The following is a 25,073-nucleotide window of genomic DNA, read 5'->3' as shown; positions in this document are numbered from 1 at the left end:
AGCTAGCGGGAGGCACCGACAAAAACCGCCGGACTAGGCGTTGACCAGCGAAGGAGCCGGAGCGGGCTGCGCCGGCCGGACCGTGCCGCGCAGGAGCCAGACGACCGCCGCGAGCGCCAGCCCGGCCACGCTCGCCGCCAGGAACGCCGCACCCGGACCGGCGTGCTCGACGACGTACCCGCTGATCGACTGGCCGGCCGCCAGCCCCAGCGTCACGGCGGTGAGCACCCAGCCGAACGCCTCCGCGGCCGTCCCGGACGGCGCGACGACCTCGATCGTCGTCGAGTGGGCGGTCGACTGCGGGGTGATCAACGCGCCCGCCAGCAGCATCATCAGGGCCAGCCCCCACAGCGACGACGGCCACGCGAGCAGCGCGACCAGCGCACCGAACCCGCCGAGCAGCACCGGCAGCCGCAGGCCCAGCTGCCGGGGCCACGGCCGCAGGCTGTAGGCGACGCCGAACGCGACCGAGCTCAGCGACCACGCCGACAGCAGGAGGCCACCGACGGACGCGTGGCCCGCTTCGGTGGCGGCCGCCGGCACGGCGACCTCGACGAACCCGATCACCACGCCGAAGCCCAGCGCGGCGAGCGCCAGCGTGCGCATGCCCGGGCTCGTCAGCGCGCCCAGCAGCGAACCCCGCGAACCGGCGGACGGACCCCACTGCCGCACGGCCGGGCTCAGCGCGAACAGCACCGCGCCGGTGAACTGCAGCGTGACGCCCAGCACCAGGCCGGTCCCCGCCCACGGCGCCATGACGAGCAACCCGGCCACCCCGGGGCCGAGGATGAAGAAGACCTCCATGCTGATCGCCTCGTAGGAGAACGCGGCGTTGCGCGCGCCTCCCGGCGGCAGCAGCCGTCCCCACAGCGCCCGTGACGCCGACCCGACCATCGGCTCGGTCAGCCCGGTGAGGGCACCCAGCGCGACGAGCACGGCCGTCTCGGCGTGCGACTCGATGGCGGTCACCAGCGCACCCATCGAAAGCGCCAGCAGGACCGAGACGACGAGCAGCGGCCGCGTCGGCCCGAACCGGTCGATCAGCCTGCCCTGCACGACCGCACCGACCGACACCCCGACGAGCGAACCGGCGGAGACGAGCCCCGCGACGGCGAAGGAACCCGTCTCGCGCTGGACGTAGAGCAGGGCCGAAATGCCGATCATCGCGATCGGCAGGCGCGCGAGCACGGACGCGACGGCGGGCCGCCGGGCGGCGCGGGTCGTCAGCGCGGTGCGGTAGTCGGCGAGGGACGTGCGGCTTTCGTGGTTCGAGACAGACTGGGACACGCGTACAAGTATGCCGCAGACTGGTACGTCAGTACCAGTTATTTACCGGTCACGTGCGTCACCGCGACACCGGTAGTGGATCTTGAAGCCGGGCCAACACGTCTCGATCGGGTAACGCTGACGATATTCTCCGTGGAATCCTGCAACGAAACGCCCCGGACGGCGTCCTTGAGAGTGAATGGCCTTGAATTCGTGGGTATGGGCCGTGATGGTTGAACGACAGCACGAAAAACCCAGCTCCCTCCGGCACACGGGTCGGGGCCTGGCCCGGAGGGCGGGGAGCGCGGATCGTCGGGGGATGGTCCGCGCAACAACGAAGAGCCGGTGCGCCACGTCGGGGGTGGCGCCCGGCTCTTTGTTATGAAACATGAAGACACGAAGAAGGCCCCTCGGCAACCCGAGGGGCCTTCTTCGTGAGACGGCTTCTTAAGACTTCGGAAGGACTTCAGCGGGCCCGGCGGGCCAGCCGCTCCGGGTCCAGGATCAGCACGCTCTTGCCCTCGAGCCGCAGCCAGCCGCGGTGGGCGAAGTCGGCCAGCGCCTTGTTGACGGTCTCGCGCGAGGCGCCGACGTACTGGGCGATCTCTTCCTGCGTCAGGTCGTGCGTGACCCGCAGCAGGCCCGCCTCCTGGCTGCCGAACCGCTGCGCGAGCTGCAGCAGCGCCCGCGCCACGCGGCCCGGGACGTCGGTGAAGATCAGCTCCGCGACCATGTTGTTCGTCCGGCGCAGGCGGCGCGCGACCACGCGCAGCAGCTGCTCGGCGATCTCCGGGCGGGTCGAGATCCACTGCCGCAGGGCCGGGCGGTCCATGGTGACCGCGCGGACCTCGGTGACCGTGGTCGCGCTCGACGTCCGGGGACCGGGGTCGAAGATGGACAGCTCGCCGAACATGTCGGACGGGCCGAAGATGCCCAGCAGGTTCTCGCGGCCGTCCGGGGACTTGCGGCCGATCTTCACCTTGCCGGACTGGATGATGTACAGCTTGTCGCCGGGCTCGCCCTCGTTGAAGATGACATGGCCGCGGGGGAACTCCACGGATTCCAAGGTCTGGGCCAGCGCCTCCGCCGCTGCCGGCTCCACACCCTGGAAAATGCCCGCACGGGCCAGGGTTTCGTCCACCTCGGGTGCCTCCTCGTCGAGAAACGTGCGCGCTCCCCCGGGGCTGGAGGAGCGTGACGCCGATCACTTGCGCGTCAGTCTAGGGCGTACTCCCGAGATCGCCCGTCGGACGCGCGGCCCGGCCAAACGATCTCGTTCGAACGTGGAGCCTAACTCCGCACGCGACGCGCGCGTAGCCTGGCTGCCCGTCCGCCCAGCCTACGCAGCCGGAACAGCTCGAGCGCACGCCCGATGCCGTGCCCGTAGAGCGCCCTGACCTCGTTGGGCTGCGCCTGCTCGAGGAACTCTTCGACCTCGTTCTCCTGCACCGCGACGTGCTTCAGCCTGCTCTCGACGCGCTCCATGCCCAGCGCGAAGAACATGATCACCAGGGGAACCAGGATGACGAACCAGACGGTCATGACCGGACCCCGAAACACTCGATGGAAAGCATCTACTCCAGATCCTCGCTCATGGCGGCCGGAAAACGCGCCGAGGTGGTGCTCTGGCGTGTCGGTCGTCCACCGGTGCAGTCACCGGCTCGTCCGACGGCGCCCGTAGGCTATCGGGGTGCCACCTGCCACCACGAACGCCCCCCGAGAGGGCGCTGGTGAAAGCCGATTGGCTCTGGTGAGACGCGCCAGGCGGATGAAGCGTTGCCTCGACGACGTGTATCCGGGCGCCCACTGCGAGCTCGACTTCACCACGCCGCTGGAACTGCTGGTCGCGGTCGTGCTGTCCGCGCAGACCACCGACGTCCGGGTGAACCTCGTCACCCCCGCGCTGTTCAAGCGCTACCAGACCGCCGCCGACTACGCGGGCGCCGACCGCACCGAGCTGGAGGAGTACCTCCGCAGCACCGGCTTCTACCGGGCCAAGGCGAACTCCGTCATGGGCCTGGGCGCCGCGCTGGTCGAGCGCTTCGGCGGCGAGGTCCCCGGCAAGCTCGAAGACCTGGTCACGCTGCCCGGCGTCGGGCGCAAGACGGCCAACGTCGTCCTCGGCAACGCCTTCGACGTCCCGGGCATCACCGTCGACACCCACTTCGGCCGGCTGGTCCGGCGCTGGGGCTGGACGGCGGAGGAGGACCCGGTCAAGGTCGAGCACGCGATCGGTGAGCTGATCCCCCGCAAGGAGTGGACGATGCTCTCCCACCGGGTGATCTTCCACGGCCGCCGCGTCTGCCACGCCAAGAAGCCGGCCTGCGGCGCCTGCCCGCTGGCCAAGGACTGCCCGTCCTACGGCACCGGGCCGACCGGGTTCGAGGAAGCCGCGAAGCTGGTCAAAGGCGAAGAAAAGGACCACATCCTGGCCATGGCGGCGCCCCGGTGACGAGAGTCACCAAGTGGGCGATCGCTGCCGCCGTGCTGGCCGTGGCGCTGATCGTCGCGTTGCTGCCGCGCGGGGGTGACTCTGCCGCGAAACCGGCCGGCGACCTCGGGCCGGCCCGGTCCGCGGCGGCGCTCCAGCCGTGCCCGGCGCCGGGGGCCGCACAGCCGGTGAAGCAGCTCGAAGGCGTCACGGCGGACTGCCTCGGCGACGGCGCGAGCGTCGACGTCGGCAAGGCGCTCGCCGGGGCTCCGGTGCTGGTCAACGTGTGGGCGTCGTGGTGCGAGCCGTGCCGGACCGAGCTGCCCGTGCTCCAGGAGTACGCGAAGCAGCCGGGAGCCGTGCGGGTCCTCGGCGTCCAGGTGCAGAGCCCGGCGAAGGACGGCCTGGACCTGCTGGCCAAGCTGGGCGTGCACCTGCCGTCGGTGTACGACGGCAACGGGCAGACCGGTCCGGTCCGGAACGCGCTGAAGGTGCCGCCGAGGCTCCCGGCGTCCTACCTCGTCACCGCGGCCGGCGAGATCCGGTTCATCGCGAATCCACCCACCTTCGTGAACACTGACCAGGTGCGCGCGGCAGTCGAGGGGGCATCGTGATCGGACCACTTGTCGAACCCGAGTCGGTCCCCGAGTGGCTCCGGCCGCTGGTCAAGGTGAGCGGCGAGGTTGATTCGAAGACGTTCACCCGGTTCAGCCCGCCCGAGAACGCCTATACGCGCCCAGCCGCCGTCCTCGTCCTCTTCGGTGAGCGTGAGGCCGACGGCGAGCCGGACGTGCTCCTGCAGCGCCGCGCCGACACGCTGGGCTCGCACGCCGGTCAGGTCGCCTTCCCGGGCGGCGGCGCCGAAGACGGCGACGGCGGCCCGATCGGCACCGCGCTGCGCGAGGCCGAGGAGGAGACCGGCGTGGTCCCGTCCGGTGTCCGGCCGGTCGCGGTGCTGCCGGAGCTGTTCGTCCCGGTGTCCGGGTTCGCCGTGACGCCGGTGCTGGCGCACTGGGCGGAACCGTCGCCGGTCCACGCGGTGGACCCGGCCGAGACGGCGTCCGTCGCGCGCGTGCCCATCGCCGACCTGGTCGACCCCGCGAACCGGTTCACGGTGCAGAAGAAGGGCGCGCCCTGGAAGGGGCCGGCCTTCGAGGTCGGCGGCCTGTTCGTCTGGGGGTTCACCGCCGGGTTGCTGTCGGTCCTCCTGAGCCTGGGAGGCTGGGAACGCGACTGGGATTCGGGCGAAGTCCGCGACCTCGACGAGGCGCTGGCCGCCTACCAGGCCCGCGTGAAGGGATGACACCGTGAACTGGGTCGATGTGCTGGTGCTGCTGCTGGCCCTGCTGGCCGCGGTGTCCGGCGCGTACCAGGGCGTGATCATCGCGCTGCCGTCGCTCGTCGGCGTCGTGCTCGGTGCGGTCGCCGGGATCAAGCTCGCGCCGGTCGTCGTCGCGTTCTTCGACGACCCCGTATGGAAGGTCGCGTTCGCGGTCGCGACCGTGGTCTTCCTGGTCGCCTTCGGCGAGGCGATCGGCGTCTACGTGGGACGGCGGCTGCGGCAGAAGATCAACCCGGACAAGCTCTCGGGCATCGACAAGACGCTCGGCGCGGTCGTGCAGGCCGTGGTCGTGTTCGTGGTGGCCTGGCTGATCGCCACGCCGCTGACGACCGTGTCCGGCCTGCCCGGGCTGGCCAAGGCGATCAACGGCTCGGTGGTGCTGGGCAAGGTCAACGACGCCATGCCGCCGGCCGCCCAGGGCTTCCCGAGCCAGCTGCGCAAGCTGCTCGACGCGTCCGGCTTCCCGTCCATCGTGGACCCGTTCCAGAAGGCGCCGACGGCGGACACCTCGCCGCCGGACCCCAAGCTGCAGACCAGCGAGACGGTCCAGCGGCTGCACGGCAGCGTGGTGAAGATCCGCGGCACCGCCAGTTCGTGTTCGCGCTCGCTCGAAGGCAGCGGGTTCGTGATCGCGCCGCAGCGGGTGATGACGAACGCGCACGTCGTCGCGGGCACCGACACCGTCGGCATCGAAACGACCCAGGGCGACTACCCCGCGCGCGTCGTCTACTTCGACCCGGAGGTCGACATCGCGGTGCTCGAGGTGCCGCGGCTGCGGGCCGAGCCGCTGTCGTTCGCCTCGGAGACCGCGGGCGCCGGCGACAGTGCGATCGTGCTGGGCTACCCGCTCGACGGTCCGTACCGGGCGACGCCCGCGCGCCTGCGCGGCCGGATCAACCTGCGCGGCCCGGACATCTACGAGGCCAACACCGTGCAGCGGGACGTCTTCACGGTCCGCGCCGAGATCCGCAGCGGCAACTCCGGCGGCCCGATGGTGACACCGGACGGCAAGGTCATCGGCGTCGTCTTCGGCGCGGCGGTGGAGGACCCGGAAACCGGGTTCACGCTCACCGCCGAGCAGGTGCGCGCCGAGGTCGACGCGGCGCCGTCGCAGACAGCGAACGTGTCCACCGGCTCCTGCGCGGCCTAGCGTCCGTACCGGAGCGCGACGCCGTCGAGCAGGGCGCGCAGGCCCGACTCGAAGATGTCGTCCAGCACCAGGTCGTAGCCGGTCTCGGTGAGGTCGGCGAGCATCCTGGCGAACGTCGGGTGCCCGGCCGTCATGGCCGCGACCGCGGGACCCTGGTGGTCCATCCAGCCGTCCTCGGTCAGCCCGGAGGACGCCAGCGCGCTCTGCTCGCGTTCCAGGTGGACCGCCAGACCCTGGATGTGGCTGAAGAACACGACGTGCAGGTCGCACAGCGTCGCCGCGTCCACGCCCAGTTCGGACAACGCCGACAGGGCCCACTCGCCGTGCACCGCGAGGCTGCGCAGCGGCAGCGGTCGCGTGATCGGCCCCAGCTGGGCCAGCCACGGGTGCCGGCGGAAGAGCGACCAGAGCGTGCGGCCGCCGAGCGTCAGCCGGGCGCGCCAGTCACCCGACGGCTTCGCCGGGTAGCCGAGCTCGCCGAACGCGGTGTCGGCCATGAGCAGCACCAGCTCGTCCTTGCCGCGCACGTACCGGTACGGCGCCATCGCCGCGACCCCGAGGCGGGCCGCGACCCCGCGCATGGACAGCGCGGCGAGGCCCTCGGCGTCGGCGATGGCGATCGCGGTCCGCACGAGCTGGTCGCGGGTCAGCCCGCGGTGCGCGCCGCGGCGGTCCCGGTCGGCGACGACCGTGCCGGACCGCGGCTCCGCGCGGACCAGCCCTTCGTGGCTCAGCTGGGCCAGCGCCTTCGCCGCGGTCGCCATCGCGACGCCGTGGTCGGCCGCGAGCCGCCGGGTCGAAGGCACCCGCGCACCGGGCGGCAGCTCGCCGCGCGTGATCCGCGCACGCAGTTCGTCGGCGATGGCGACGTACTTCACGGCGTCCTCCTGACCTAGTACAGAAGGCTAGCTGTACTAGTACAGAAATAGCCTTCGAGCTGGGCCTTCTCCACGGTGGAGCGTACAAGCGTACGACCTGGGAGGAAACCATGCGGAACGTCCTGATCTCCGGCGCCGGTGTCGCCGGCGGCACCCTGGCCCGATTGCTCGCCCGCGACGGCTGGGCGGTGACCGTGGTGGAGCGCGCACCCGGGCCGCGCACCGGCGGCCAGGCGATCGACGTGCGCGGGGTCGCGCTCGACGTCGTCGACGAACTGGGCTTCGGCGACCGGCTGCGCGCGCTGCGGACCCGGATGCGCGGGATGTCCGTGGTGGACGGGGACGGCCAGGAGCTCTTCCGCTCCGAGGACTTCACCTACAGCAGCGGACGGCTCGACAGCGCCGACTTCGAGGTGCTCCGCGACGACATCGTCGCGATGCTGCTGGAGGCGTCCGACGTCGAGTACGTCTTCGGCGACTCGATCACGGCCCTGCGCGAAGAGGCGCACGGCGTGCGGGTCGAGTTTTCCAGCAGTGCGTCTCGGGCGTTCGACCTGGTCGTCGGGGCCGACGGCCTGCACTCGGCGGTGCGGCGGCTGGCCTTCGGCCCCGAGGAGGACTTCGTCCGGCACCTCGGGCAGTACCTGGCCATCTTCCCGGCGGCCAACTTCCTCGGCCTCGAGGACTGGCAGGTCTGGTTCCGGCACGAGCACACCGGCGGCGTCGCGTATCCCGTGCGGGACAACACCGAGCTCCGCGTGACCCTCGGCTTCGGCTCGGAACCGCTGCCGCGGATGACCGTCCCGGAGCAGAAGCGGCTGCTGACCGAGCGGCTCGCCGGGGTGGGCTGGGAGGTGCCGAAGCTGCTCGAAGCGATGGCCGCCGCCGACGTCTTCTACTTCGACGCGATGGCCCGGATCCAGCTGGACCGCTGGTCGGCGGGCCGGGTCGTGCTGGTCGGCGACGCCGGCTACTGCGCGTCCGCGCTCTCCGGGCAGGGGACGAGCCTGGCGCTGGTCGGCGCGTACGTCCTCGCGCAGGAACTCGGCCGCGCCGGACACGAAGAGGCCTTCGCGGCCTACGAACGCCGGATGCGGCCCTTCGTCGCGCTCAACCAGGCCCTGGCCACCGAGAACGCGGAAGGACCGGCGTCCGAGGAGTCGGTGGCGCGGGCGAAGAACGCCATCAGCCTTGCTTGAGGAAGCCGGCCAGGGCCGCTGACGTGCGGTCCGGCTCTTCGAGGTGGGGGAAGTGCCCGACGTCCGGCCAGATCTCCGGCTCGGCGTGCGGGCCCGCCCACCGCGCCGACGACACCGCGGTTTCGGGCAGGATGCAGGGGTCTTCGGCGCCGTGCAGCTGCAGCGTCGGCGCCGCGATCCGGGAGCCGACGGCGTCGGTGAACCGGCGGCCTTCGCCGCGGAACTGCGCGCGGAACGCCCACCGGTAGTACTCGAGCGCGCTGTGCGCGACCCCGGGCACGAGCATCGCCTGCCGGAACGCCTCGACGCTCCCGGTGAAGTCCGATGTGGACCGCCAGTGCCGGCCGGCCCAGCCGCCGAACAGGTCCGCGACGGCCTGGGCGTCGTCCTTCACGAGCCACTTCTCCGGCGCCATCGGCACCTGGAAGCGGAAGAGGTGCCCGGCCGCGCGGCCCTGCCCGCGCCACGGGCGGGCCGCGCCCTTGCGCAGGGCGAGCGGGTGGGCCGCGCCGATCGCCGTCACCGAGGACACCAGCCGCGGGTGCAGCGCCGCGACCGTCCAGGCGAGCATGCCGCCCCAGGCGTGCCCGACGAGGTGCGCGCGCCGCGCGCCGAGCGACTTGATCAGCCCGCCGACGTCACCGGCGAGGGTCCAGGCGTCGTAGCCGCGGGGCGGCTTGTCGGAGTCGCCGTAGCCGCGCAGGTCGACGGCGACCGCCCGGAACCCGGCGGCGGCCAGGTCACGCAGCTGGTGGTGCCAGGTCCACCAGAACTCGGCGAACCCGTGCAGCAGCACCACGACCGGGCCGTCGCCGAGCTCGGCGACGTGCAGGCGGATGCCGTTCGCGGACACGTCGCGGTGGACCCACGGGCCGTCGAGCCGAACGCTCGACGGGTCGGGGGACGCGGGCAACGACTCAGTCGCGCGGGCCGGCTTCGGGAGCGCGCTGCGGCTTGAGCGCGGCGGCGGTCTCCTTGACGCTGGCGATGGTGCGTTCCGGGGCCTTGAACTTCTTCACCTTGCGGTAGCCGAGGAACCCGGCCACGCCCGCGACGATCAGCATCAGGACGAACACGATGCCGAACGCGATCCAGCGGTACCGCAGCCACTCGGCCAGCCCCTCGGCCGCGAAGAAGAACAGGAAGAACGTGCTGTAGAGGAAGACCGTCAGCGCGATCAGGAAGAAGACGGCGCCCTTGAGGCCCTTCTTCACCTCGCCGACCAGCTCGGACCTCGCCAGTTCCATCTCGGCCCTGACCAGGGTGGAGATGTGCTGGGTCGCGTCGCCGACCAGGCGGCCGATGGACTGGTCGCCGGGGATGTCGGAGGCGGAGGACAGCGGGAGGTAAGGCACGGCCCCCACGCCGTCGGGACCGGTGCGCTCGTGCTTGGGGCTGCTCACCGGGTCATCGTGCCATGTGTCTCGAAACCGGGCGCGGCGGAGTCACAGTGTGTCGGACATTTGCGCGTGAACCTTGCTGCGACGCAGGAGCAGGGCCGCCGCCAGCAGGGACGCCGTCGCCGACGCGATCAGGACCGCCGCCTTCGCCAGTTCACTCTCACCTTCCGGCAGCGACAGCTCCGCGATCAGCAGGCTCACCGTGAACCCGACCCCGCCGAGCACGGACAACGCGGCCAGGTCCCGCCAGCCCATCCCGCGTGGCTTCTCCGCCAGCCGCAGCTTCACGGCGAGCAGGGCGGCCCCGAGGATGCCGACGACCTTGCCGCCGAGCAGCCCGGCGAGCACCGCGAGCGGCAACGCCGTCGTGAACACCGCGCCGAGCGCTTCGGCGTTGACCGAAATCCCGGCCGCGAACAGCGCGAACACCGGCACGGCGACGGCGGCCGACCACGGCTGGAGCCGGTGCTCGAGCCGCAGCGCGGGCGCCTCCGCTTCGCCTTCGTCGGCGCGGACACGGGTGAGCAGGCCGAGCGCGACGCCGGCGATCGTGGCGTGGATGCCCGCGGAGTGCACCGCGACCCAGGTGACCAGCGCCAAGGGGACGTACAGCCACGGCGTCCGGACGCGGCGGTGCTGGAGGAACGCGTAGAGGGCGAGCGCGGCGACGGCGACCGCCGCCGCGACCAGGTCGAAGCCCGTCGTGAACAGCACGGCGATGACGATGATCGCGCCGAGGTCGTCGACCACGGCCAGGGAAAGCAGGAACACCCGCGCGCTCGAGGGCAGGTTCGACGCCGTCAGCGCGAGCACACCGAGGGCGAACGCGATGTCCGTGGCGACCGGGATCGCCCACGCCCGGTCGATGCCCGGCGTCCCCCAGCCGACGGCCAGTGCGACGAGCGCGGGCACGACCATGCCGCCGATCGCCGCGACGACCGGCAGGACGGCCTGCTTGAACCGGGACAGCTCGCCGATGACGAGCTCGCGCTTGAGCTCCAGCCCGGCGACGAAGAAGAACAGGGCGAGGAGGCCGTCCTTCGCCCAGTCGCCGACCGTGAGGTCGAGGTGCAGGAACGCGGGGCCGAGCCGGAAGTCGCGCAGGGCGTGGTAGCTGTCCCGCAGCGGCGAGTTGGCCCAGAGCAGCGCGACCGCCGTGGCGCCGAGCAGGATGAGCCCGCCGGTCGTCTCGGTGCGCAGGTAACGGGCGAATTCGCTGAACGGGCGGGACATCGGGGCGGCTCCTGGGGTCGCTGATCACTGTTGCCGACCAGGCTTCCCGGCGCACCCTGACCTTATTTTAGCGCCGCTTGTCACGGACGGTTATGGTCGTCGCCACATCGGGTGTCGGTGGTGGGTCACCAGCTGGGCTCTTAGCATGCCAAGGGACAACGAAGTCCCTAGACAAAGGAAGACGAGTTGTGAGCACCTCCACCGAGGTCCAGCAGGACACGAGGTTCTTCGGGCACCCACGAGGACTGGCGAACCTCTTCGGGGTCGAGCTGTGGGAGCGCTTCTCCTACTACGGGATGCTCGGCATCCTCGCGCTCTATCTCTACCGAACCGCGGCCGAAGGCGGACTCGGCCTGCCGCAGGAAGACGCCCTCGGCATCGTTGGCGCGTACGGCGGGCTGGTGTACCTGTTCGCCGTGGCTGGCGCCTGGGTCGCCGACCGGCTACTGGGTTCCGAGCGGACGCTGTTCTACAGCGCCGTGCTGATCATGATCGGCCACATCAGCCTGGCGGTGCTGCCGGGCTTCGCCGGCGTGGGTGTCGGCCTCGCCTGCGTCGCGGTCGGCTCCGGCGGGCTCAAGGCCAACGCGACGGCGATCGTCGGCACCCTCTACGCCGAAGGTGACGAGCGGCGCGACGCCGGTTTCACGATCTTCTACATGGGCGTCAACCTCGGTGCGTTCGTCGGCCCGCTGCTGACCGGGTGGGCGCAGCAGGACGTCGGCTTCCACCTGGGCTTCGGCCTGGCCGCGATCGGGATGGCCCTCGGCTTGGTCCAGTACACGCTCGGCCGCAAGAACCTCGGCGAGCGGGCGAAGGTGGTGCCCGACCCGCTGCCCGCGTCCCGGCGGCTGCTCGCCGTCGGCGTCGCGCTGGTGCTGATCGCCGCCGTGCTCGTCCTGCTGCTGACCGGGGTGGTCAACCCCGGCAACCTCGCCGACGTCGTCGTCTGGGTGGTCGGCGTCATCTCGGTGGTCTACTTCGTGATCATCCTGGTCAGCCGCAAGATCACCGCGGACGAGCGCAGCCGGGTGTTCTCGTTCATCCCGATGTGGATCGCCAGCGCGGTGTTCTTCTCCCTCTACCAGCAGCAGTTCACCGTGGTGACGGTGTACGCCGACCAGCGGCTGAACCGGGACCTGTTCGGCTGGCAGATGCCGGTTTCCTGGGTCAATTCGGTCAACCCGGTGTTCATCATCGTGTTCGCGCCGGTGCTGGCCGCGTTGTGGACCAAGCTGGGTGAGCGCCAGCCGTCGACGCCGATGAAGTTCGTCATCGGCACGGTGCTGATGGGCGTGGCGTTCCTGCTCTTCCTGCCGATGGTCGGCAGCGGCAAGAACGCGAGCCCGCTGCTGGCCCTGGTGGGCATCCTGTTCGTGTTCACGATGGCCGAGCTGTGCCTGTCGCCGGTGGGCTTGTCGCTGTCGACGAAACTCGCGCCGGCGGCGTTCCCGACGCAGATGGTGGCGCTGAACTTCCTGTCGGTCTCGTTCGGCACCGCGATGTCCGGCAAGCTCGCCGAGTACTACTCGGTCGACGACGAAGCGCCGTACTTCGGCACGGTCGGCGGTGTCGCGGTCGCGGTCGGCGTGCTGCTGTTCCTGGGCATCCCGTTCATCCGCAAGCTGATGAAGGGCGTGCACTAACCGACGGTGACCCCGAAGATCACCCCGACGAAGTAGGTCACCACCATGGTGAGGGCGCCGACGCCGACGTTGCGGACGATCGCGCGCCCCACCTTCGCGTCGCCGAGCCTCGCGCTGATCCACCCGGTCAGCGTGAGGCCGACGACGGCCGCGGCCGCGCACGCCCACACCCGCAGGGAGACGCCGGTCCAGGCGATCGCGAGGATCGGCAGCACCGCACCGACCGAAAACGCGAGCAGCGACGCCCACGCGGCCTGCCACGGGCTGGTGAGGTTGCCGGGGTCGATGCCGAGCTCGGCCTCCGCGTGCGCCTGCAGGGCGTCCTTTTCGGTCAGTTCGCGCGCGACCCGGGTCGCCAGTTCCGGCGACAGGCCCTTCGCCTCGTAGATCTCGGCGAGTTCGCGCTCCTCGGCCTCCGGCATGGTTTTGAGCTCGTGCTTTTCCAGCCGGAGCAGGGCCTGTTCGGTGTCGCGCTGGGTGCTCACGGAAACGTATTCGCCGCCGGCCATGGAAAAGGCACCGGCGACCAGCCCGGCGATCCCGGCGGTCAGGATGGTGGTGCTTTCCGTGGTCGCCCCGGCGACGCCGACGACGATGCCGGCGACGGACACGATGCCGTCGTTGGCCCCGAGCACCCCGGCCCGCAGCCAGTTCAGCTTCCCGCCCAGTCCCTGGTGCGGTTCGTGGGCGTGCTCAACGGCCGTATCGGTCACCGGACAAGTGAAACACGGAAGCGGAATCGTGGCGAGACCAGGGTTTTCGGTCAGGGACGCCTAAATAACGGCTGCCTTACCTAAGTGGTCCTGTGTGGACTCTCAGCCGGGCTGGGTCATGATGGGGGCATGGAAGAGCAGGTGTGGCAGCCGCTGGCGACGGTGGAGGGCCGGCCGCTGCTCGGCGGCGAGGGCCGGTTCCGGCTGCTCGAGCAGGCGGCGAGCGGGCTGGCGTACTTGATCCACTACCCCGCGGGAGTGGCCTCCCAGACCCACGCGCACGACCACGACTCGATCGTCTACGTCTTGTCGGGCCGCTTGCGCGGCGCGGTCGACGGCGTGGAGGCCGTCCTCGAGCCCGGCGATTCGGTGCTGCACCCGCGCGGGGTACCCCACCACGTGGAAGCACTGACGGACGCGATGTGGGTGGAGTTCAAGTCCCCGCTCCCGGACCGCCCACCCATCGCCTGACCACGCAAGCCGACCGTCCAGGTACGCAAGCCGACCCTGCAGGTACGCAAGCCGACCGTCCAGGTACGCGCCGACCCTGCAGGCACGTGAGCGGACCCGGAAAGCGGAAACGCCCGGCCCCGCCGATCGCGGAACCGGGCGCTTCCCGGAATGAAGCTCAGCCGTCGAGTTCGGCGAGAGCCTGCTTGGCCTTCTCGAGCTCGGCCTCCAGCGCGGCGACCTTCGCGGCCTGCGCCTCGCGAGCCTGGTTGATCACCTCGTCGATCGGGCCGGACAGGTCGCTGTGCAGCTCCTTCGCCGCACGCGAGACCGCCGCGGCGGGGATCTCGAGGCCCTTCGCGACCCACTTCGAGCCGTTCTTCAGCTCGGCCTGCCACTCGCCGTCGGCGGTGCCGGTGACCGTCAGGATCAGCTCGACCGTGCGGGTCTTCTTCGCCGTCGACGCCGTCGCCGCGCCCTTCGGGCGGCCGCGCTTCGGCTTGGGGGCCTCTTCCTCGGCGGGCTCGGGCGAGCCCTCCGAAGAGGCCGGGGACGCGGACTCGGTGACGGCCGCCTCGTCGGTGGAGACCTCCGAAGCCGGAACCTCCGGAGTCGAAGCCGGAGCGGGAGCCGAAACCGGGGCCTCGGCCGTTTCCTCGTCGTGCGTCAGGACATCCACGGTCATCGTCGTGTCGTCTCCTTGCCCGGGAAGTGGGTGTGGTTCGCGGCACAGCGTAGAACATGCGTTCGACTCGTGCCACACGGGGTGTCATGACAGAGCCCTCCCGGCGCGAAGCCGGAAGGGCTCTGACAACAGGAGACGCTAGCTCACTCCTCCGACTTGCCCGTCTTCAGGCCCGACGAGATCAGGTCCATCACCGTCGAGTCGGCCAGCGTGGTGACGTCGCCGACCTGCCGGTTTTCCGCGACGTCCCGCAGCAGGCGGCGCATGATCTTGCCCGAGCGCGTCTTCGGCAGCTCCGGCACGACCATGATCTGCCGCGGCTTCGCGATCGGCCCGATCTCCTTCGCGACGTGGTTGCGCAGCTCCTGGATAGCCTCCTCGCCACCGTCCACGGCGTTGCCGCGCAGGATCACGAACGCCACGATGCCCTGGCCGGTCGTCGGGTCGGTCGCGCCGACGACCGCGGCCTCGGCCACCGTCGGGTGCGACACGAGCGCCGACTCGACCTCGGTCGTCGAGATGCGGTGACCGGACACGTTCATCACGTCGTCGACGCGGCCCAGCAGCCAGACGTCACCGTCGTTGTCGTACTTCGCGCCGTCGCCGGCGAAGTAGAAGCCCTGCTCCTTGAAGCGCGACCAGTACGTGTCCTTGAAGCGCTCCTCGTCGCCCCAGATGCCGCGGAGCATCGACGGCCACGGCTTGTCGAGCACCAGGTACCCGCCGCCGCCCGCGCCGACCTCGGTGCCCTGCTCGTCGACGACCTTCGCGGAGACACCCGGCAGCGCCCGCTGCGCCGAACCCGGCTTGGTCGAGGTGACGCCCGGCAGCGGCGAAATCATGATCGCGCCGGTTTCGGTCTGCCACCACGTGTCGACGATCGGCGCCTTGCCCGCGCCGATGTTCTCGCGGTACCAGATCCACGCTTCGGGGTTGATCGGCTCGCCGACCGAACCCAGCACGCGCAGCGACGACAGGTCGTACTTCTCGGGGATTTCCGCGCCCCACTTCATGAACGTGCGGATCAGCGTCGGCGCGGTGTAGTAGATGGAGACCTTGTACTTCTGGATGATCTCCCAGTGCCGCCCCTCGTGCGGGGTGTTCGGCGTGCCTTCGTAGACGACCTGCGTGACGCGGTTCGCGAGCGGGCCGTACACGATGTAGCTGTGGCCGGTGATCCAGCCGATGTCCGCGGTGCACCAGTAGACGTCTTCGCCGGCCTTGTGGTCGAAGACGTTGTGGTGCGTGTACGCGGTCTGCGTCAGGTAGCCGCCCGACGTGTGCAGGATGCCCTTCGGCTTCCCGGTCGTGCCGGAGGTGTACAGGATGAAGAGCGGGTGCTCGCTGTCGAACGCTTCGGGAGTGTGCTCTTCGGACTGTCCGTCGACGAGCTCGTGCCACCAGACGTCCCGCGAGTCCGTCCACGGCACTTCGCTTTCGAGCTGGTCGCCGGTGCGCTTCACGACGATGACCTTCTCGACGGTTTCGGCGCCTTCGAGCGCTTCGTCGACGTTGGCCTTCATCGGCGCGGCCTTGCCGCGGCGGAACTGGCCGTCGGAGGTGATCACGACCTTCGCCGCGGCGTCGTCGACGCGGGCTCGCAGTGCCGTCGGGGAAAAACCACCGAAGACGACGTTGTGCAGCGCGCCGATCCGGGCGCACGCGAGCATCGCGAAGATGGCCTCGGGGACCATCTGCAGCTGGAGCGCCACGACGTCGCCCGCGGTGACGCCCAGCGACGCGAGTGCGTTGGCGGCCTTGGAAACCTCGGTCTTCAGCTCGGCGTAGGTGATGTCCCGCGTGTCGCCCGGCTCGCCGACCCAGTGGATCGCGACCTGGTCGCCGTGGCCGGACTCGACGTGCCGGTCGACGCAGTTGTAGGCGACGTTCAGCTTGCCGCCGACGAACCACTTCGCGAAGGGCGCATTGGTCCAGTCCAGTACCGTGGTCCACTTCGTGTCCCACGTCAGCCGCTCCGCCTGCTTGGCCCAGAACGCTTCGCGGTCGGCGTCCGCCTCGGCGTAGAGATCGGCCTTGGCATTGGCCTGAGCAGCGAATTCTTCGCTGGGCGGGAAGGTGCGGCTCTCGGTGAGCAGGTTGTCCAGGGCGGGGGACTGCTCGGTCATGGTTGCAAGGCCTCCTGTAGTGCGCCGACATGACGGCTAGCGGCACGCTAGCGACGTTAGTCCGCCTTGTAAAAGGTTGCACCCACCCCGGCCTGCCGGTTCACCGTGCCAGGCGAGCCCCGGTGACTAAGCGTTCGTTCAGCCGAGCCTTCGCGGCGGGCCACTCCGGCGCCAGCATCGAGTAGGTGACGGTGTCGCGCGACGAGCCGTCCGGCCGGATCCGGTGCGCCCGCAGCACACCTTCGCGAAGCGCGCCAAGGCGTTCGATGGCGCGTTGCGAGCGGAGGTTGCGGATGTCGGTCTCCCAGGAAACCCGTTGTGCGTCAAGGGTTTCGAACGCGTGCGTCAGCAGCAGCAGTTTCGACTCGGTGTTCAGCCCGGTGCGCTGCCAGTCCGCGCCGAGCCACGTGTGCCCGATGGACAGGATCCGGTGCTTCTCGACGACCTGGTAGTACGACGTCGTCCCGGCGACGCGGCCGGAGGCGACGTCGATCTGCGCGAAGGGACGGCGATCGGGGTCGGCGAGCGCCTGCTCGACCATCCGCTCGGCGGCGGCGAGGTCCGCCGGCTGCCGGATGCTCAGCCACGCCCAGATGCCGGGGTCGGCGCCGGCCTCCAGCAGCCGCTTGGCGTGGGCGGAGGTCAGCGGCTCCAGGCGGACGTGCTCGCCGGAGAGGGTCGGTTGCGTGGTCCAGTCACTCACGTGATCACCGTAGATTGGCAAGTGGTCGTTCAGGATAGCCAATTTCCGCTCGTTTCCAGAAGCCACTTGCCGGTTGCCTATGCTCGGCGGACCACGACGGAAGGGCAGGCTCGATGGCCGAAGAGCGGGAAGAGCTGAGCTGGGAGCTGTTCGGCACGGCGAGCCGTGAACTGGCTCACACCATCGCCGGCGACGGCTTCGCGCCGGACCTCATCCTGTCCATCGCGCGCGGCGGCCTCTTCATCGCCGGAGCGCTCGGCTACGCGCTCGACGTGAAGAACCTGCACGTGATGAACGTCGAGTTCTACACCGGCGTCGACCAGCGCCTCGACCTGCCGGTGATGCTGCCGCCGGTGCCCAACGTCGTCGACCTGACGAGCAAGAAGGTGCTGATCGCCGACGACGTCGCCGACACCGGCGCCACGCTCAAGCTGGTCCGCGACTTCTGCCTCGAGCACGTCGCCGAGGTGCGCTCGGCCGTCGTCTACGAGAAGCCGCACTCGACGGTGAAGTGCGAGTACGTCTGGCGGCGCACGGACAAGTGGATCAACTTCCCGTGGTCGGTCCTGCCGCCCGTCGTCTCCCGCGAAGGCCAGGTGCTCGATGCCTGATCCGCTGAAGCCCCTCCTCGACCTCGAAGGCGTCGCCGCGGCGGCGAAGTCCGCCCAGGACGCGGTGTTCGCGGTCCACCGGCTCCCGGCGAACCTCCGCGGCGGCGCGGCGACGGCGGCCGAAGCGTCGGTCCGCGCGGCCCGCGCGTCGGCCGGCATCGAGGGCGCGAACCCCGAACTGCCCGCGGACGGCGCGGTCGCCGACCCGGTGCTGGCCGGCGCCCTGCGCGTCGCGGAGACGCTGGAGTCGTTGCTGCCGACGTGGCGCCGCGCGCCGCTGCAGGCGTTGGCCCGCCTGCACGTCCTCGCCGCCGCGGACCTGGTCGACGACCTGGACGCGCTGGGCCGCCCGCACTCCGGCGGCGGCCGTCTCGAACTGCTCGCCCAGCTGGTGACCGGGGCGACGTCGGTGCCGGGCCCGGTGCTGACGGCCGTCGTGCACGGCGAACTGCTGGCGCTCAAGCCGTTCGGCAGCGCGGACGGCGTCGTGGCCCGGGCGGCCGCCCGCCTGACGATGGTCGCGACGGGCCTCGACCCGAAGGCGCTGAGCGTGCCCGAGGTGGCGTACTTCCGCCGGGTGCCTCGCTACCTCGAAGCGGCCGAAGGCTTCGCGAGCGGAACGCCCGAAGGCGTACGCGCGTGGCTGCTCTTCTGCTGCGAAGCGTTCGAAGCCGGTGCGCGCGAAGCGAAGAGCATCTCGGACGCGGCTTCTTAAGCCAGGACCGCGTTCAGCAGTCCCGGGAACCGCTTCTGCAGATCGTCGCGCCGCAGCACGATCCACCGCCGGCGGCCTTCCACGGTCGTCGTCGTCAACCCGGCTTCGCGCAGCACGCGCCAGTGGTGCGAAAGCGTCGCGGCGCTGATGTCGACGTCGTACTCCTCGAGCGCGCAGCTGCGCGGCTCGGTCTCCTGCGACAGCTCGCGGACGATCTCGAGGCGCACGGGATCGGCGAGCGCCTGCAGCACCGTCACGATCTCGATCGCGTCGCACGACGGCTGGGGCAGCGTCCTGGCCACCACGGCCTCCCAACACTTGGATCGTTTGACAACAATCGAAGTGTATCTCCATCATGACCGTATGACGATTCGACGATCATCTAATGATCGGCTGGGGGTCCTGCTCGTCCTCGCGGTGGGCACGTTCACCGTCGGCACCGACGGGTTCGTGCTCAACGGCCTGCTGCCCGCCATCGCCGCCGACCTGCACGTGACGGAGTCCGTCGCGGGCCAGCTGACCACGGTCTTCGCCCTGACGTACGCGGTCGCGTCCCCGCTCATCGCGGCGTTCACCGGCGGCTGGGACCGCCGGTGGCTGCTGGCCGGTGGCATGGCCCTGTTCACCGTGGGCATGGCAGGCCAGGCGCTCGGCACGTCGTTCGCCGTGGTCGCCGTGGCGCGGCTGCTCGCCGCGGTCGGCGCGGCGGCCTTCCAGTCCAACGCCTACGTCCTCGCCGGCGCGCTGTCCTCCGCGGAACGCCGGGGCCGCGCGCTCGCGACCGTCGCCGCCGGGATGAGCGTGTCGATGGTGCTCGGGGTGCCGATCGGCGTGCTGGCGGGCACCTGGTTCGGCTGGCGCGCGGTGATGTGGGGCATCGGGGTGGCGGCCGTGCTGGTCGCGGTGCTGATCCCGCTCATCCCCGAGGTCCGCGTGCCCGCGGCCGGGCTGCGCGCCCGGCTCGAGGTCGTCGTCCGGCGTCCGGTCGCCCGGGTGCTGCTCGTGACGGTCTTCGGCACGCTCGCCGGCTTCACCGTCTTCGTCTACCTGCCGGTGCTGGTCGCCCCGGTCGCGAGCGGGGCCGTGCTGTCGTGGGTGCTGGTCGGGTCCGGGCTCGGCCAGGTGATCGGGACGACGGTCACCGGCCGGGCCACCGACCGCTTCGGGCCGGCCCGGGTTCTCGCGGTTTCGCTGGTGGGCACCGCCGCCGTCCTCACCGTCCTGGACCTCGCCGTGCGGTCGCTGCCCGGGGCGATCCTGCTCGCGGTCTTCTCCGGGGTCTTCGTCGGGATGCTGATGGTGCCGCAGCAGCACCGGCTCTTCACGCTGGCGCCGGACGCCCCGACCGTCGCGCTGGGCGTGAACGGCTCGGCGATCTACGTCGGCGGCGCACTCGGCTCGGCACTGGGCGGGCTCGTGCTCGCGGCCGCCGGACCGGCCTGGGTCGGTCCGGCCGGCGCGCTGGCCGCCGTCGCGGCGCTGGGCATCGCGGTCAGGAGAGCTTCGCCGACCACTTCTCTTCGATCCGCCCGAACCGCCACACCGCCAGCGCGATGACCCACGTCAGCACGAACAGCCCGACGATCCCGAAGCCGACGTAGTCCAGGTTCACCGAGGCGATCGCGGCCAGCGGCCCGCTCCTGATGGCCAGCTTCTCGGCAAGGATCGACACGAGCTCGATCGTCCCGATGAGCAGCGCGACCGCGACCGACAGCGCGGTCACCGTGATGTTGTAGAAGATCTTGCGCACCGGCTTCGCGAACGCCCAGCCGTAGGCGAAGTTCATGAAGCAGCCGTCCACGGTGTCGAACAGGCTCATCCCGGCCGCGAACAGGACCGGCAGCACGAGGATCGCGTACCACGGCAGCGCGAACGTCGCCGCGCCCGCGGCCAGCACGAGCAGCCCGATCTCGGTCGCGGTGTCGAAGCCGAGGCCGAACAGGAGGCCGACCGGGTAGATGTGCCACGGCTTGCGCACGGCCTTCGTCGCGCCGCGCAGCAGCCGGTTCAGCACGCCGCGGTTGTCCAGCTGGCGTTCGAGCGCGGCTTCGTCGAAGTCGCCGCGGCGCATCCTCTTGAAAACCCGGAGGATCCCGACGAGCACGACCAGGTTCAGGATCGCGATCACGTACAGGAAGACGCCGGACACCGACGTCCCGATCAGTCCGGTGGTCTGGTGCAGCGCCGAGGAGTCGTCCTCGACCTGCCCGGCCAGCGCCCGGACGCCGAGGGAGAGCAGCAGGCACAGCACGAACACGATCGTCGAGTGCCCGAGGGAGAACCAGAAGCCGACCGAAAGCGGCCGCTGGCCGTCACCCATCAGCTTGCGGGTGGTGTTGTCGATCGCCGCGATGTGATCGGCGTCGAACGCGTGCCGCATGCCGAGCGTGAACGCCGTGACGCCCAGCCCGATCCCGAACACGCCGGACGTGCCCAGCGCGTAGTGCCGGGGGGCGACGAAGGCCGCCAGCACCACCCAGCCCACGACGTTGAGCAGCAGGATGAACCCGGCCATCCCGCTGATCGACACCCACTCGCGGCGCGTCAGCCCGCGCCGCGAGTCCTCCGTCGTGCCGGTCATCGCCACCCGCCCTTCCTCATCTGAGAGGTTAAGCAGATGAACAGGTGAAGAGCTAGCTGGCTCGCACCCTGAGAGTGTCCAGCGCCTTCCGCACGTGCCCGCCGGACGCGTGCAGCGCCTGGGCCGCGCGCGTCACGTCCTCGCCGGACAGCAGGTGCACCAGCGCCACCTTGAGGTCGCCCCCGGCCTCGGTGAGCGCGTCCGAGCAGTCCGCCATCGTCATGCCGGTGGCCTCCTGCAGGATCCGGATGGTCCGGCCGCGCAGCTTCGCGTTGGTGGCCCGCATGCTGACCATCAGGTTGGAGTAGGTCCGGCCGAGCTTGATCATCGTCGCGGTGGAGAACGACGTCAGGATCATCTTCTGCGCCGTGCCCGCCTTCATCCGGGTCGAGCCGGCGATCGCCTCCGGGCCCGTGTCGACGGCGATGAGGACGTCGACGCCCGCCGGCTTGGCGGCCTTCGGGTTGCCCGACACCAGGCCGGTGCGGGCGCCCTGGCGCGACGCGGCCAGCAGCGCGCCCAGCACGTACGGCGTCCGGCCCGACGCCGTCAGCCCCAGTACGAAGTCACCCGGCTGGACCATCGCGGCCATCTCGGCGGCGCCGGCCGCCGAGTCGTCCTCAGCGTTTTCGACGGCGTGCCGCAACGCGCGCTCGCCGCCGGCGTGGTGCGCGATGAACCAGTCACCCGGCACGTTGAACGTCGGCACCAGCTCGGCCGCGTCCAGGGTGGCCAGGCGCCCGGACGTGCCCGCGCCGACGTAGTGCACCCGGCCGCCCGCCCGCAGGGCGTCGACCGCGTGGTCCACGGCGCGCGCCACCTGGGGCAGCACCGCGGCGACGGCACCGGGGACCGTGCGGTCCTCGGCGTTGATCGCGCCCAGGATCCCCGCGGTGGACATCAGGTCGATGTCCTGGGTGCGGGGATTGCGGGTCTCGGTCGGCGAATCGACGTGCACCGCCTGCACGGGGACGGTCATCATGCGCCTCACATTTTCTCCGGTCATTACTTGCCGGTTTCCCGCGGACGGCGACGACCGTCCGGCCTGACCCCCAAGCGGTGCGATCCGACTGCGTCGCGGGTCGCGTCCAGTGCGCTGACCGACGCGTCCATGTGCCGCTGCGCGACGCCGATGAACAGGCAGTCGATAACGGTGAGCTGAGCGATGCGGCTCGCCGTCGCTCCCGAACGGAAGGTGGTTTCCCGGGCCGCGGTCGTCAAAACATGATCGGCGACCTCGGTGATCGGCGAGCGCGGGAAGTTCGTCACGGCGATGGTGATCGCGCCGTGCTCGCGCGCCACGCGCAGCGCCTCGACGGTGTCGGTGGTCGCGCCGGTGTGCGAGACGCCGATGGCGACGTCACCGGGGCTCAGCACCGCGGCCGAGGTGAGCATGATGTGCGTGTCCGACCACGCGAAGCACACGCGGCCGATGCGGTGCAGCTTCTGCTGCAGGTCGGCGGCCACGAACGCGCTGGCGCCCACGCCGTAGACGTCCACGCGGCCGGCGCTCGCGACGACCTCGATCACCTTCTGGAGCGTGGCGACTTCGAGCTGGTCGGCCGTCTCTTCGACGGCGCGCGCGTCGGCGAAGCTGACCTTGCCGATCACGGCGGCCAGGTCGTCCTCCGGGCCGATCTCGCCGCCGAGGTTGCGCGTGGTGCGCGCCTCGGTGCGGGCGGTGTCCGCGGCCAGCGCGATGCGCAGCTGCGGGTAGCCACCGACCCCGACGGCCTTGCAGAACCGCGTCACCGTGGTCTCGCTCGTGTTGGCGGCCAGAGCCACTTCGGTGATGCTGCGCCGCGCGACGGACGCGGGGTCTTCCAGCACCACCTTGGCCACGCGCTGCTCGGCGCGGGCCAGGCCGGGGAGCAGCGAACGGATCCGCACCAGCGGGCTGGAGTCGGCGTCCCGCACGACCGGCTGGACCGAGACGGCCTCGGACGGTGCCGGGCCGACTACGGATTCGGTATCAGTCACCGTCGGAAAGTTACTAACCGTTGGCATCTGCGACAAGGCTACCCACACCCTTCGGTCGGATCGCAACCCGTCCGTGTCTGCGGATCTGGATTTGCGATTAATCACTGACCAGAAAGTCGCCAACCAGGTCGACCTTGTTAACGAGGTCAAGCTAACGACTTGGCAACTTAGTGTCGCGGTGCAAGCGGCAAGCGGACGGTAAATTCGGCCGCAGGGTCGACGGTCGGCGATCGACTGCTCACCAAGAGCTCAACTGCCAACCCTCTGCGACGAAATCCGCGGGGTCTCGTTCACCGTCGAGAAGTGATCGGCCGCCCTCGGTGACTTTCACACCGTCCACCGAAACGCCTCTTCCGGTGTAACTCGGGTCGGTGCTGTAACGCCAGCGGAGGCTCAGCGACGCGGCCTGCGGCAGCGGGCCCACCGCCCGCCACCAGGCGCGGTGCCCATGTCCGGAGAGCGACGTGACGGTTCCGGAGGGTGCCCCCGGTCCGGATACCGAGAGGGCGACCGGTTGCCAGTTAACGCCGTCGGTGCTGACCTGCAGCTGAAGTGGATCACTGGGGCCTTCGGTGTCCACGAAGGCAGCGAACGAGACGCGCGCTTGATCACTATGCGTAGTAAACGCGCTGGTACTCAGCGTGGCGACGCTCGCGTTACCCAGCGTGCTCGTCCAGGCGTCCTTCCCGGCCACCGGCCGCACCGCCATGGCCCTGGCCAGCGACGTCGCCCAAACCTGGCGCGCGGTGTTGATCGAGCCCCAGTTGCGGGTCGGGTGCACCCGGTTCGTCAGCAGGATCGCGAACGAGCGCGATTCCGGGTCGATGACCAGCGTCGTTCCGGTGTAACCGGTGTGCCCGGCGGTGACGGGCGACGCCAGCGCGCCCATGTACCAGGGCTGGTCGAGCTCGAAGCCGAGGCCGTGCGAGTCCTCCGGGAACTGCTGGTTGTAGTTCGTCAGCATCTGCCCGACGGTCTCCTGCCGCAGGATCCGGTGCCCGCGGTAGGTGCCGCCGTTGAGGATCGTCTGGGCGAGGGTCGCCATGTCGCCGGCGGTGCTGAACACCCCGGCGTGCCCGGCGACGCCACCGAGCGACCAGGCGTTCTCGTCGTGCACGCTGCCGCGCACCAGCCCGCGCGGCGGGTTCGCCTCGAACTCCGTCGCGGCGATCCGGTTCAGCTTCGCGGCGGGCGGGTTGTACCCGGTGTCGGCCATGCCGAGGGGTGCGGTGATCCGGTCGTGGACGACCTTGTCGAGGGACTGCCCGGTGACCTTCTCGACGATGAAGCCGAGCGTCAGCAGGTTGATGTCCGAGTAGAGGTACGTCGTCCCCGGCTTGTTCTTCAGCGGGCTGTCCAGCACGGCCTGCCGGCGCGACGGGATGTCCGGGTAGCCCGCCCACAGCGACGGGACCGGGTCGGCGTCGAAGCCGGAGGTGTGCGTGAGCAGCATCTTGACCGTGATGGCGGCCTTGTCGCCGGTCGCGAACTCGGGGAAGAAGCGGCTGACCGGCGTGTCGATGGTGAATTGCCCGCGCTCGACGAGCTGGAGCACGGCGATCGAGGTGAACAGCTTCGAGATCGAAGCCATGTCGAAGATGGTGTCGTTCCGCATCGGAACCTGCTGGTTCGCAGGCAGCTCGGTGCCCTGGGCATCGGCGTACCGCAGCGCGCCGCCGGCCGCGTACCGGTCGACGACCACCCCGTCGTGCGCGAGCAGGCCGACCGCCCCGGAGAAGTGCGGGTGCCCGGAGGCGTCCGGCCGGGTCCAGCTCGCGATGAAGTCCTCGGCCGCCTTGATCGGCGCCGGGTCCAGGCCGACGGCCTGCGGTGGTCCGTCGCGCAGCGTCGTCCACGGCGGGGCGAACCCGTGCTGCGGCCGGTCGAAGCGCCCGGCCGCCGGATCGTGGCTGGTAATGGCGCCGGCTCCAGAGGTCAAGGTGGTCAGGGCGACCAGCACTCCG

26 protein-coding genes are annotated in these 25,073 nt (G+C 70.6%); 10 read left to right on the top strand and 16 right to left on the bottom strand.

Annotation, left to right across the window (positions count from 1 at the left end):
- Positions 1-33: 33 nt before the first annotated feature.
- The 3 genes from ACLJPY_RS29965 to ACLJPY_RS29955 all read right to left on the bottom strand — a co-directional run bounded on the left by ACLJPY_RS29965 (position 34) and on the right by ACLJPY_RS29955 (position 2,808).
- Positions 34-1,287, bottom strand: coding sequence for an MFS transporter (locus tag ACLJPY_RS29965; RefSeq protein WP_410593460.1), 1,254 nt, complete (start codon positions 1,285-1,287; stop codon positions 34-36).
- A 445-nt stretch (positions 1,288-1,732) separates the two neighbouring features.
- A complete protein-coding gene (locus ACLJPY_RS29960; RefSeq protein WP_003081747.1) occupies positions 1,733-2,407 on the bottom strand; it encodes a Crp/Fnr family transcriptional regulator in 675 nt (224 codons plus the stop codon).
- A gap of 149 nt (positions 2,408-2,556) precedes the next feature.
- Positions 2,557-2,808 carry a hypothetical protein gene (locus ACLJPY_RS29955; RefSeq protein ID WP_003081722.1) on the bottom strand — a complete coding sequence of 84 codons (252 nt, stop codon included), beginning with the start codon at positions 2,806-2,808 and terminating at the stop codon, positions 2,557-2,559.
- A gap of 226 nt (positions 2,809-3,034) precedes the next feature.
- Between ACLJPY_RS29955 and nth the strand changes: the two genes are divergently transcribed.
- Genes nth through ACLJPY_RS29935 form a run of 4 tightly spaced genes read left to right on the top strand, consistent with a single transcriptional unit; the run spans position 3,035 to position 6,189 of the window.
- Positions 3,035-3,718 carry an endonuclease III gene (gene nth, locus ACLJPY_RS29950; protein ID WP_410593553.1) on the top strand — a complete coding sequence of 228 codons (684 nt, stop codon included), beginning with the start codon at positions 3,035-3,037 and terminating at the stop codon, positions 3,716-3,718.
- Complete coding sequence (locus tag ACLJPY_RS29945; protein ID WP_410593458.1) at positions 3,715-4,311, top strand: TlpA family protein disulfide reductase; 597 nt, start codon at positions 3,715-3,717, stop codon at positions 4,309-4,311. The genes nth and ACLJPY_RS29945 overlap by 4 nt, the downstream gene beginning before the upstream one ends.
- A complete protein-coding gene (locus ACLJPY_RS29940) occupies positions 4,308-5,000 on the top strand; it encodes an NUDIX hydrolase (RefSeq protein ID WP_410593456.1) in 693 nt (230 codons plus the stop codon). The genes ACLJPY_RS29945 and ACLJPY_RS29940 overlap by 4 nt, the downstream gene beginning before the upstream one ends.
- Positions 5,001-5,004: 4 nt before the next feature.
- Positions 5,005-6,189 (top strand): MarP family serine protease, encoded by a 1,185-nt coding sequence (locus tag ACLJPY_RS29935; RefSeq protein WP_410593455.1) that lies wholly within the window; start codon positions 5,005-5,007, stop codon positions 6,187-6,189.
- Here the strand turns inward: ACLJPY_RS29935 and ACLJPY_RS29930 are convergent.
- The gene (locus ACLJPY_RS29930; RefSeq protein ID WP_410593453.1) at positions 6,186-7,067 is read right to left on the bottom strand and encodes a GntR family transcriptional regulator; all 882 of its coding nucleotides are present in this window, start codon (positions 7,065-7,067) and stop codon (positions 6,186-6,188) included. The genes ACLJPY_RS29935 and ACLJPY_RS29930 overlap by 4 nt on opposite strands.
- A 110-nt stretch (positions 7,068-7,177) precedes the next feature.
- Between ACLJPY_RS29930 and ACLJPY_RS29925 the strand changes: the two genes are divergently transcribed.
- A complete protein-coding gene (locus ACLJPY_RS29925; protein WP_410593451.1) occupies positions 7,178-8,266 on the top strand; it encodes an FAD-dependent monooxygenase in 1,089 nt (362 codons plus the stop codon).
- On the opposite strand, the gene ACLJPY_RS29920 is transcribed toward ACLJPY_RS29925, so the two are convergent.
- The 3 genes from ACLJPY_RS29920 to nhaA are packed head-to-tail and all read right to left on the bottom strand — an operon-like array spanning position 8,253 to position 10,899.
- Entirely contained in the window at positions 8,253-9,179 is a 927-nt protein-coding gene (locus ACLJPY_RS29920) for an alpha/beta fold hydrolase (RefSeq protein WP_410593450.1), read from the bottom strand. The two genes, ACLJPY_RS29925 and ACLJPY_RS29920, sit on opposite strands and share 14 nt — an antisense overlap.
- A gap of 4 nt (positions 9,180-9,183) precedes the next feature.
- The gene (locus ACLJPY_RS29915) at positions 9,184-9,669 is read right to left on the bottom strand and encodes a phage holin family protein (protein WP_410593448.1); all 486 of its coding nucleotides are present in this window, start codon (positions 9,667-9,669) and stop codon (positions 9,184-9,186) included.
- A 42-nt stretch (positions 9,670-9,711) separates the two neighbouring features.
- Positions 9,712-10,899: a Na+/H+ antiporter NhaA gene (gene nhaA / locus ACLJPY_RS29910; protein ID WP_410593446.1), complete on the bottom strand. Its 1,188-nt coding sequence runs from the start codon at positions 10,897-10,899 to the stop codon at positions 9,712-9,714.
- A 188-nt stretch (positions 10,900-11,087) separates the two neighbouring features.
- Between nhaA and ACLJPY_RS29905 the strand changes: the two genes are divergently transcribed.
- Positions 11,088-12,545, top strand: coding sequence for a peptide MFS transporter (locus ACLJPY_RS29905; protein ID WP_410593445.1), 1,458 nt, complete (start codon positions 11,088-11,090; stop codon positions 12,543-12,545).
- Here the strand turns inward: ACLJPY_RS29905 and ACLJPY_RS29900 are convergent.
- The gene (locus ACLJPY_RS29900; protein WP_410593443.1) at positions 12,542-13,258 is read right to left on the bottom strand and encodes a VIT family protein; all 717 of its coding nucleotides are present in this window, start codon (positions 13,256-13,258) and stop codon (positions 12,542-12,544) included. The genes ACLJPY_RS29905 and ACLJPY_RS29900 overlap by 4 nt on opposite strands.
- A 129-nt stretch (positions 13,259-13,387) precedes the next feature.
- Between ACLJPY_RS29900 and ACLJPY_RS29895 the strand changes: the two genes are divergently transcribed.
- Entirely contained in the window at positions 13,388-13,729 is a 342-nt protein-coding gene (locus ACLJPY_RS29895) for a cupin domain-containing protein (RefSeq protein WP_410593441.1), read from the top strand.
- Positions 13,730-13,886: 157 nt separating this feature from the next.
- Here ACLJPY_RS29895 and ACLJPY_RS29890 read toward each other — a convergent pair whose 3' ends face one another.
- From ACLJPY_RS29890 to ACLJPY_RS29880, 3 genes are all read right to left on the bottom strand, one after another.
- Entirely contained in the window at positions 13,887-14,393 is a 507-nt protein-coding gene (locus tag ACLJPY_RS29890) for a DUF6319 family protein (RefSeq protein ID WP_410593440.1), read from the bottom strand.
- A gap of 143 nt (positions 14,394-14,536) precedes the next feature.
- Complete coding sequence (gene acs, locus ACLJPY_RS29885) at positions 14,537-16,519, bottom strand: acetate--CoA ligase (RefSeq protein ID WP_410593439.1); 1,983 nt, start codon at positions 16,517-16,519, stop codon at positions 14,537-14,539.
- Positions 16,520-16,619: 100 nt separating this feature from the next.
- Positions 16,620-17,222, bottom strand: a complete 603-nt coding sequence (locus tag ACLJPY_RS29880) for a GNAT family N-acetyltransferase (RefSeq protein ID WP_410593437.1) — start codon at positions 17,220-17,222, stop codon at positions 16,620-16,622.
- 113 nt (positions 17,223-17,335) lie between these two features.
- On the opposite strand from ACLJPY_RS29880, the gene ACLJPY_RS29875 reads away from it, so the two are divergent.
- Positions 17,336-17,833, top strand: a complete 498-nt coding sequence (locus ACLJPY_RS29875) for a phosphoribosyltransferase (protein ID WP_410593435.1) — start codon at positions 17,336-17,338, stop codon at positions 17,831-17,833.
- The gene (locus ACLJPY_RS29870) at positions 17,826-18,548 is read left to right on the top strand and encodes an oxidoreductase (protein WP_410593434.1); all 723 of its coding nucleotides are present in this window, start codon (positions 17,826-17,828) and stop codon (positions 18,546-18,548) included. The genes ACLJPY_RS29875 and ACLJPY_RS29870 overlap by 8 nt, the downstream gene beginning before the upstream one ends.
- Here the strand turns inward: ACLJPY_RS29870 and ACLJPY_RS29865 are convergent.
- Positions 18,545-18,850, bottom strand: a complete 306-nt coding sequence (locus ACLJPY_RS29865; RefSeq protein ID WP_410593432.1) for an ArsR/SmtB family transcription factor — start codon at positions 18,848-18,850, stop codon at positions 18,545-18,547. The two genes, ACLJPY_RS29870 and ACLJPY_RS29865, sit on opposite strands and share 4 nt — an antisense overlap.
- A 61-nt stretch (positions 18,851-18,911) precedes the next feature.
- Between ACLJPY_RS29865 and ACLJPY_RS29860 the strand changes: the two genes are divergently transcribed.
- The gene (locus ACLJPY_RS29860; RefSeq protein ID WP_410593430.1) at positions 18,912-20,105 is read left to right on the top strand and encodes an MFS transporter; all 1,194 of its coding nucleotides are present in this window, start codon (positions 18,912-18,914) and stop codon (positions 20,103-20,105) included.
- On the opposite strand, the gene ACLJPY_RS29855 is transcribed toward ACLJPY_RS29860, so the two are convergent.
- From ACLJPY_RS29855 to ACLJPY_RS29840, 4 genes are all read right to left on the bottom strand, one after another.
- A complete protein-coding gene (locus ACLJPY_RS29855; protein ID WP_410593428.1) occupies positions 20,041-21,129 on the bottom strand; it encodes a HoxN/HupN/NixA family nickel/cobalt transporter in 1,089 nt (362 codons plus the stop codon). The two genes, ACLJPY_RS29860 and ACLJPY_RS29855, sit on opposite strands and share 65 nt — an antisense overlap.
- A gap of 52 nt (positions 21,130-21,181) precedes the next feature.
- Positions 21,182-22,111 carry an N-acetylmuramic acid 6-phosphate etherase gene (locus tag ACLJPY_RS29850; protein ID WP_410593426.1) on the bottom strand — a complete coding sequence of 310 codons (930 nt, stop codon included), beginning with the start codon at positions 22,109-22,111 and terminating at the stop codon, positions 21,182-21,184.
- A 23-nt stretch (positions 22,112-22,134) separates the two neighbouring features.
- Positions 22,135-23,136, bottom strand: coding sequence for a MurR/RpiR family transcriptional regulator (locus ACLJPY_RS29845; RefSeq protein WP_410593552.1), 1,002 nt, complete (start codon positions 23,134-23,136; stop codon positions 22,135-22,137).
- A 211-nt stretch (positions 23,137-23,347) separates the two neighbouring features.
- Positions 23,348-25,069 (bottom strand): serine hydrolase, encoded by a 1,722-nt coding sequence (locus ACLJPY_RS29840; RefSeq protein ID WP_410593551.1) that lies wholly within the window; start codon positions 25,067-25,069, stop codon positions 23,348-23,350.
- Between the last annotated feature and the right edge of the window lie 4 nt (positions 25,070-25,073).

This window comes from Amycolatopsis sp. lyj-23 (assembly GCF_046549135.1).
Taxonomy (GTDB): domain Bacteria; phylum Actinomycetota; class Actinomycetes; order Mycobacteriales; family Pseudonocardiaceae; genus Amycolatopsis.
This window is presented reverse-complemented; position numbering and strand designations above follow the sequence as displayed.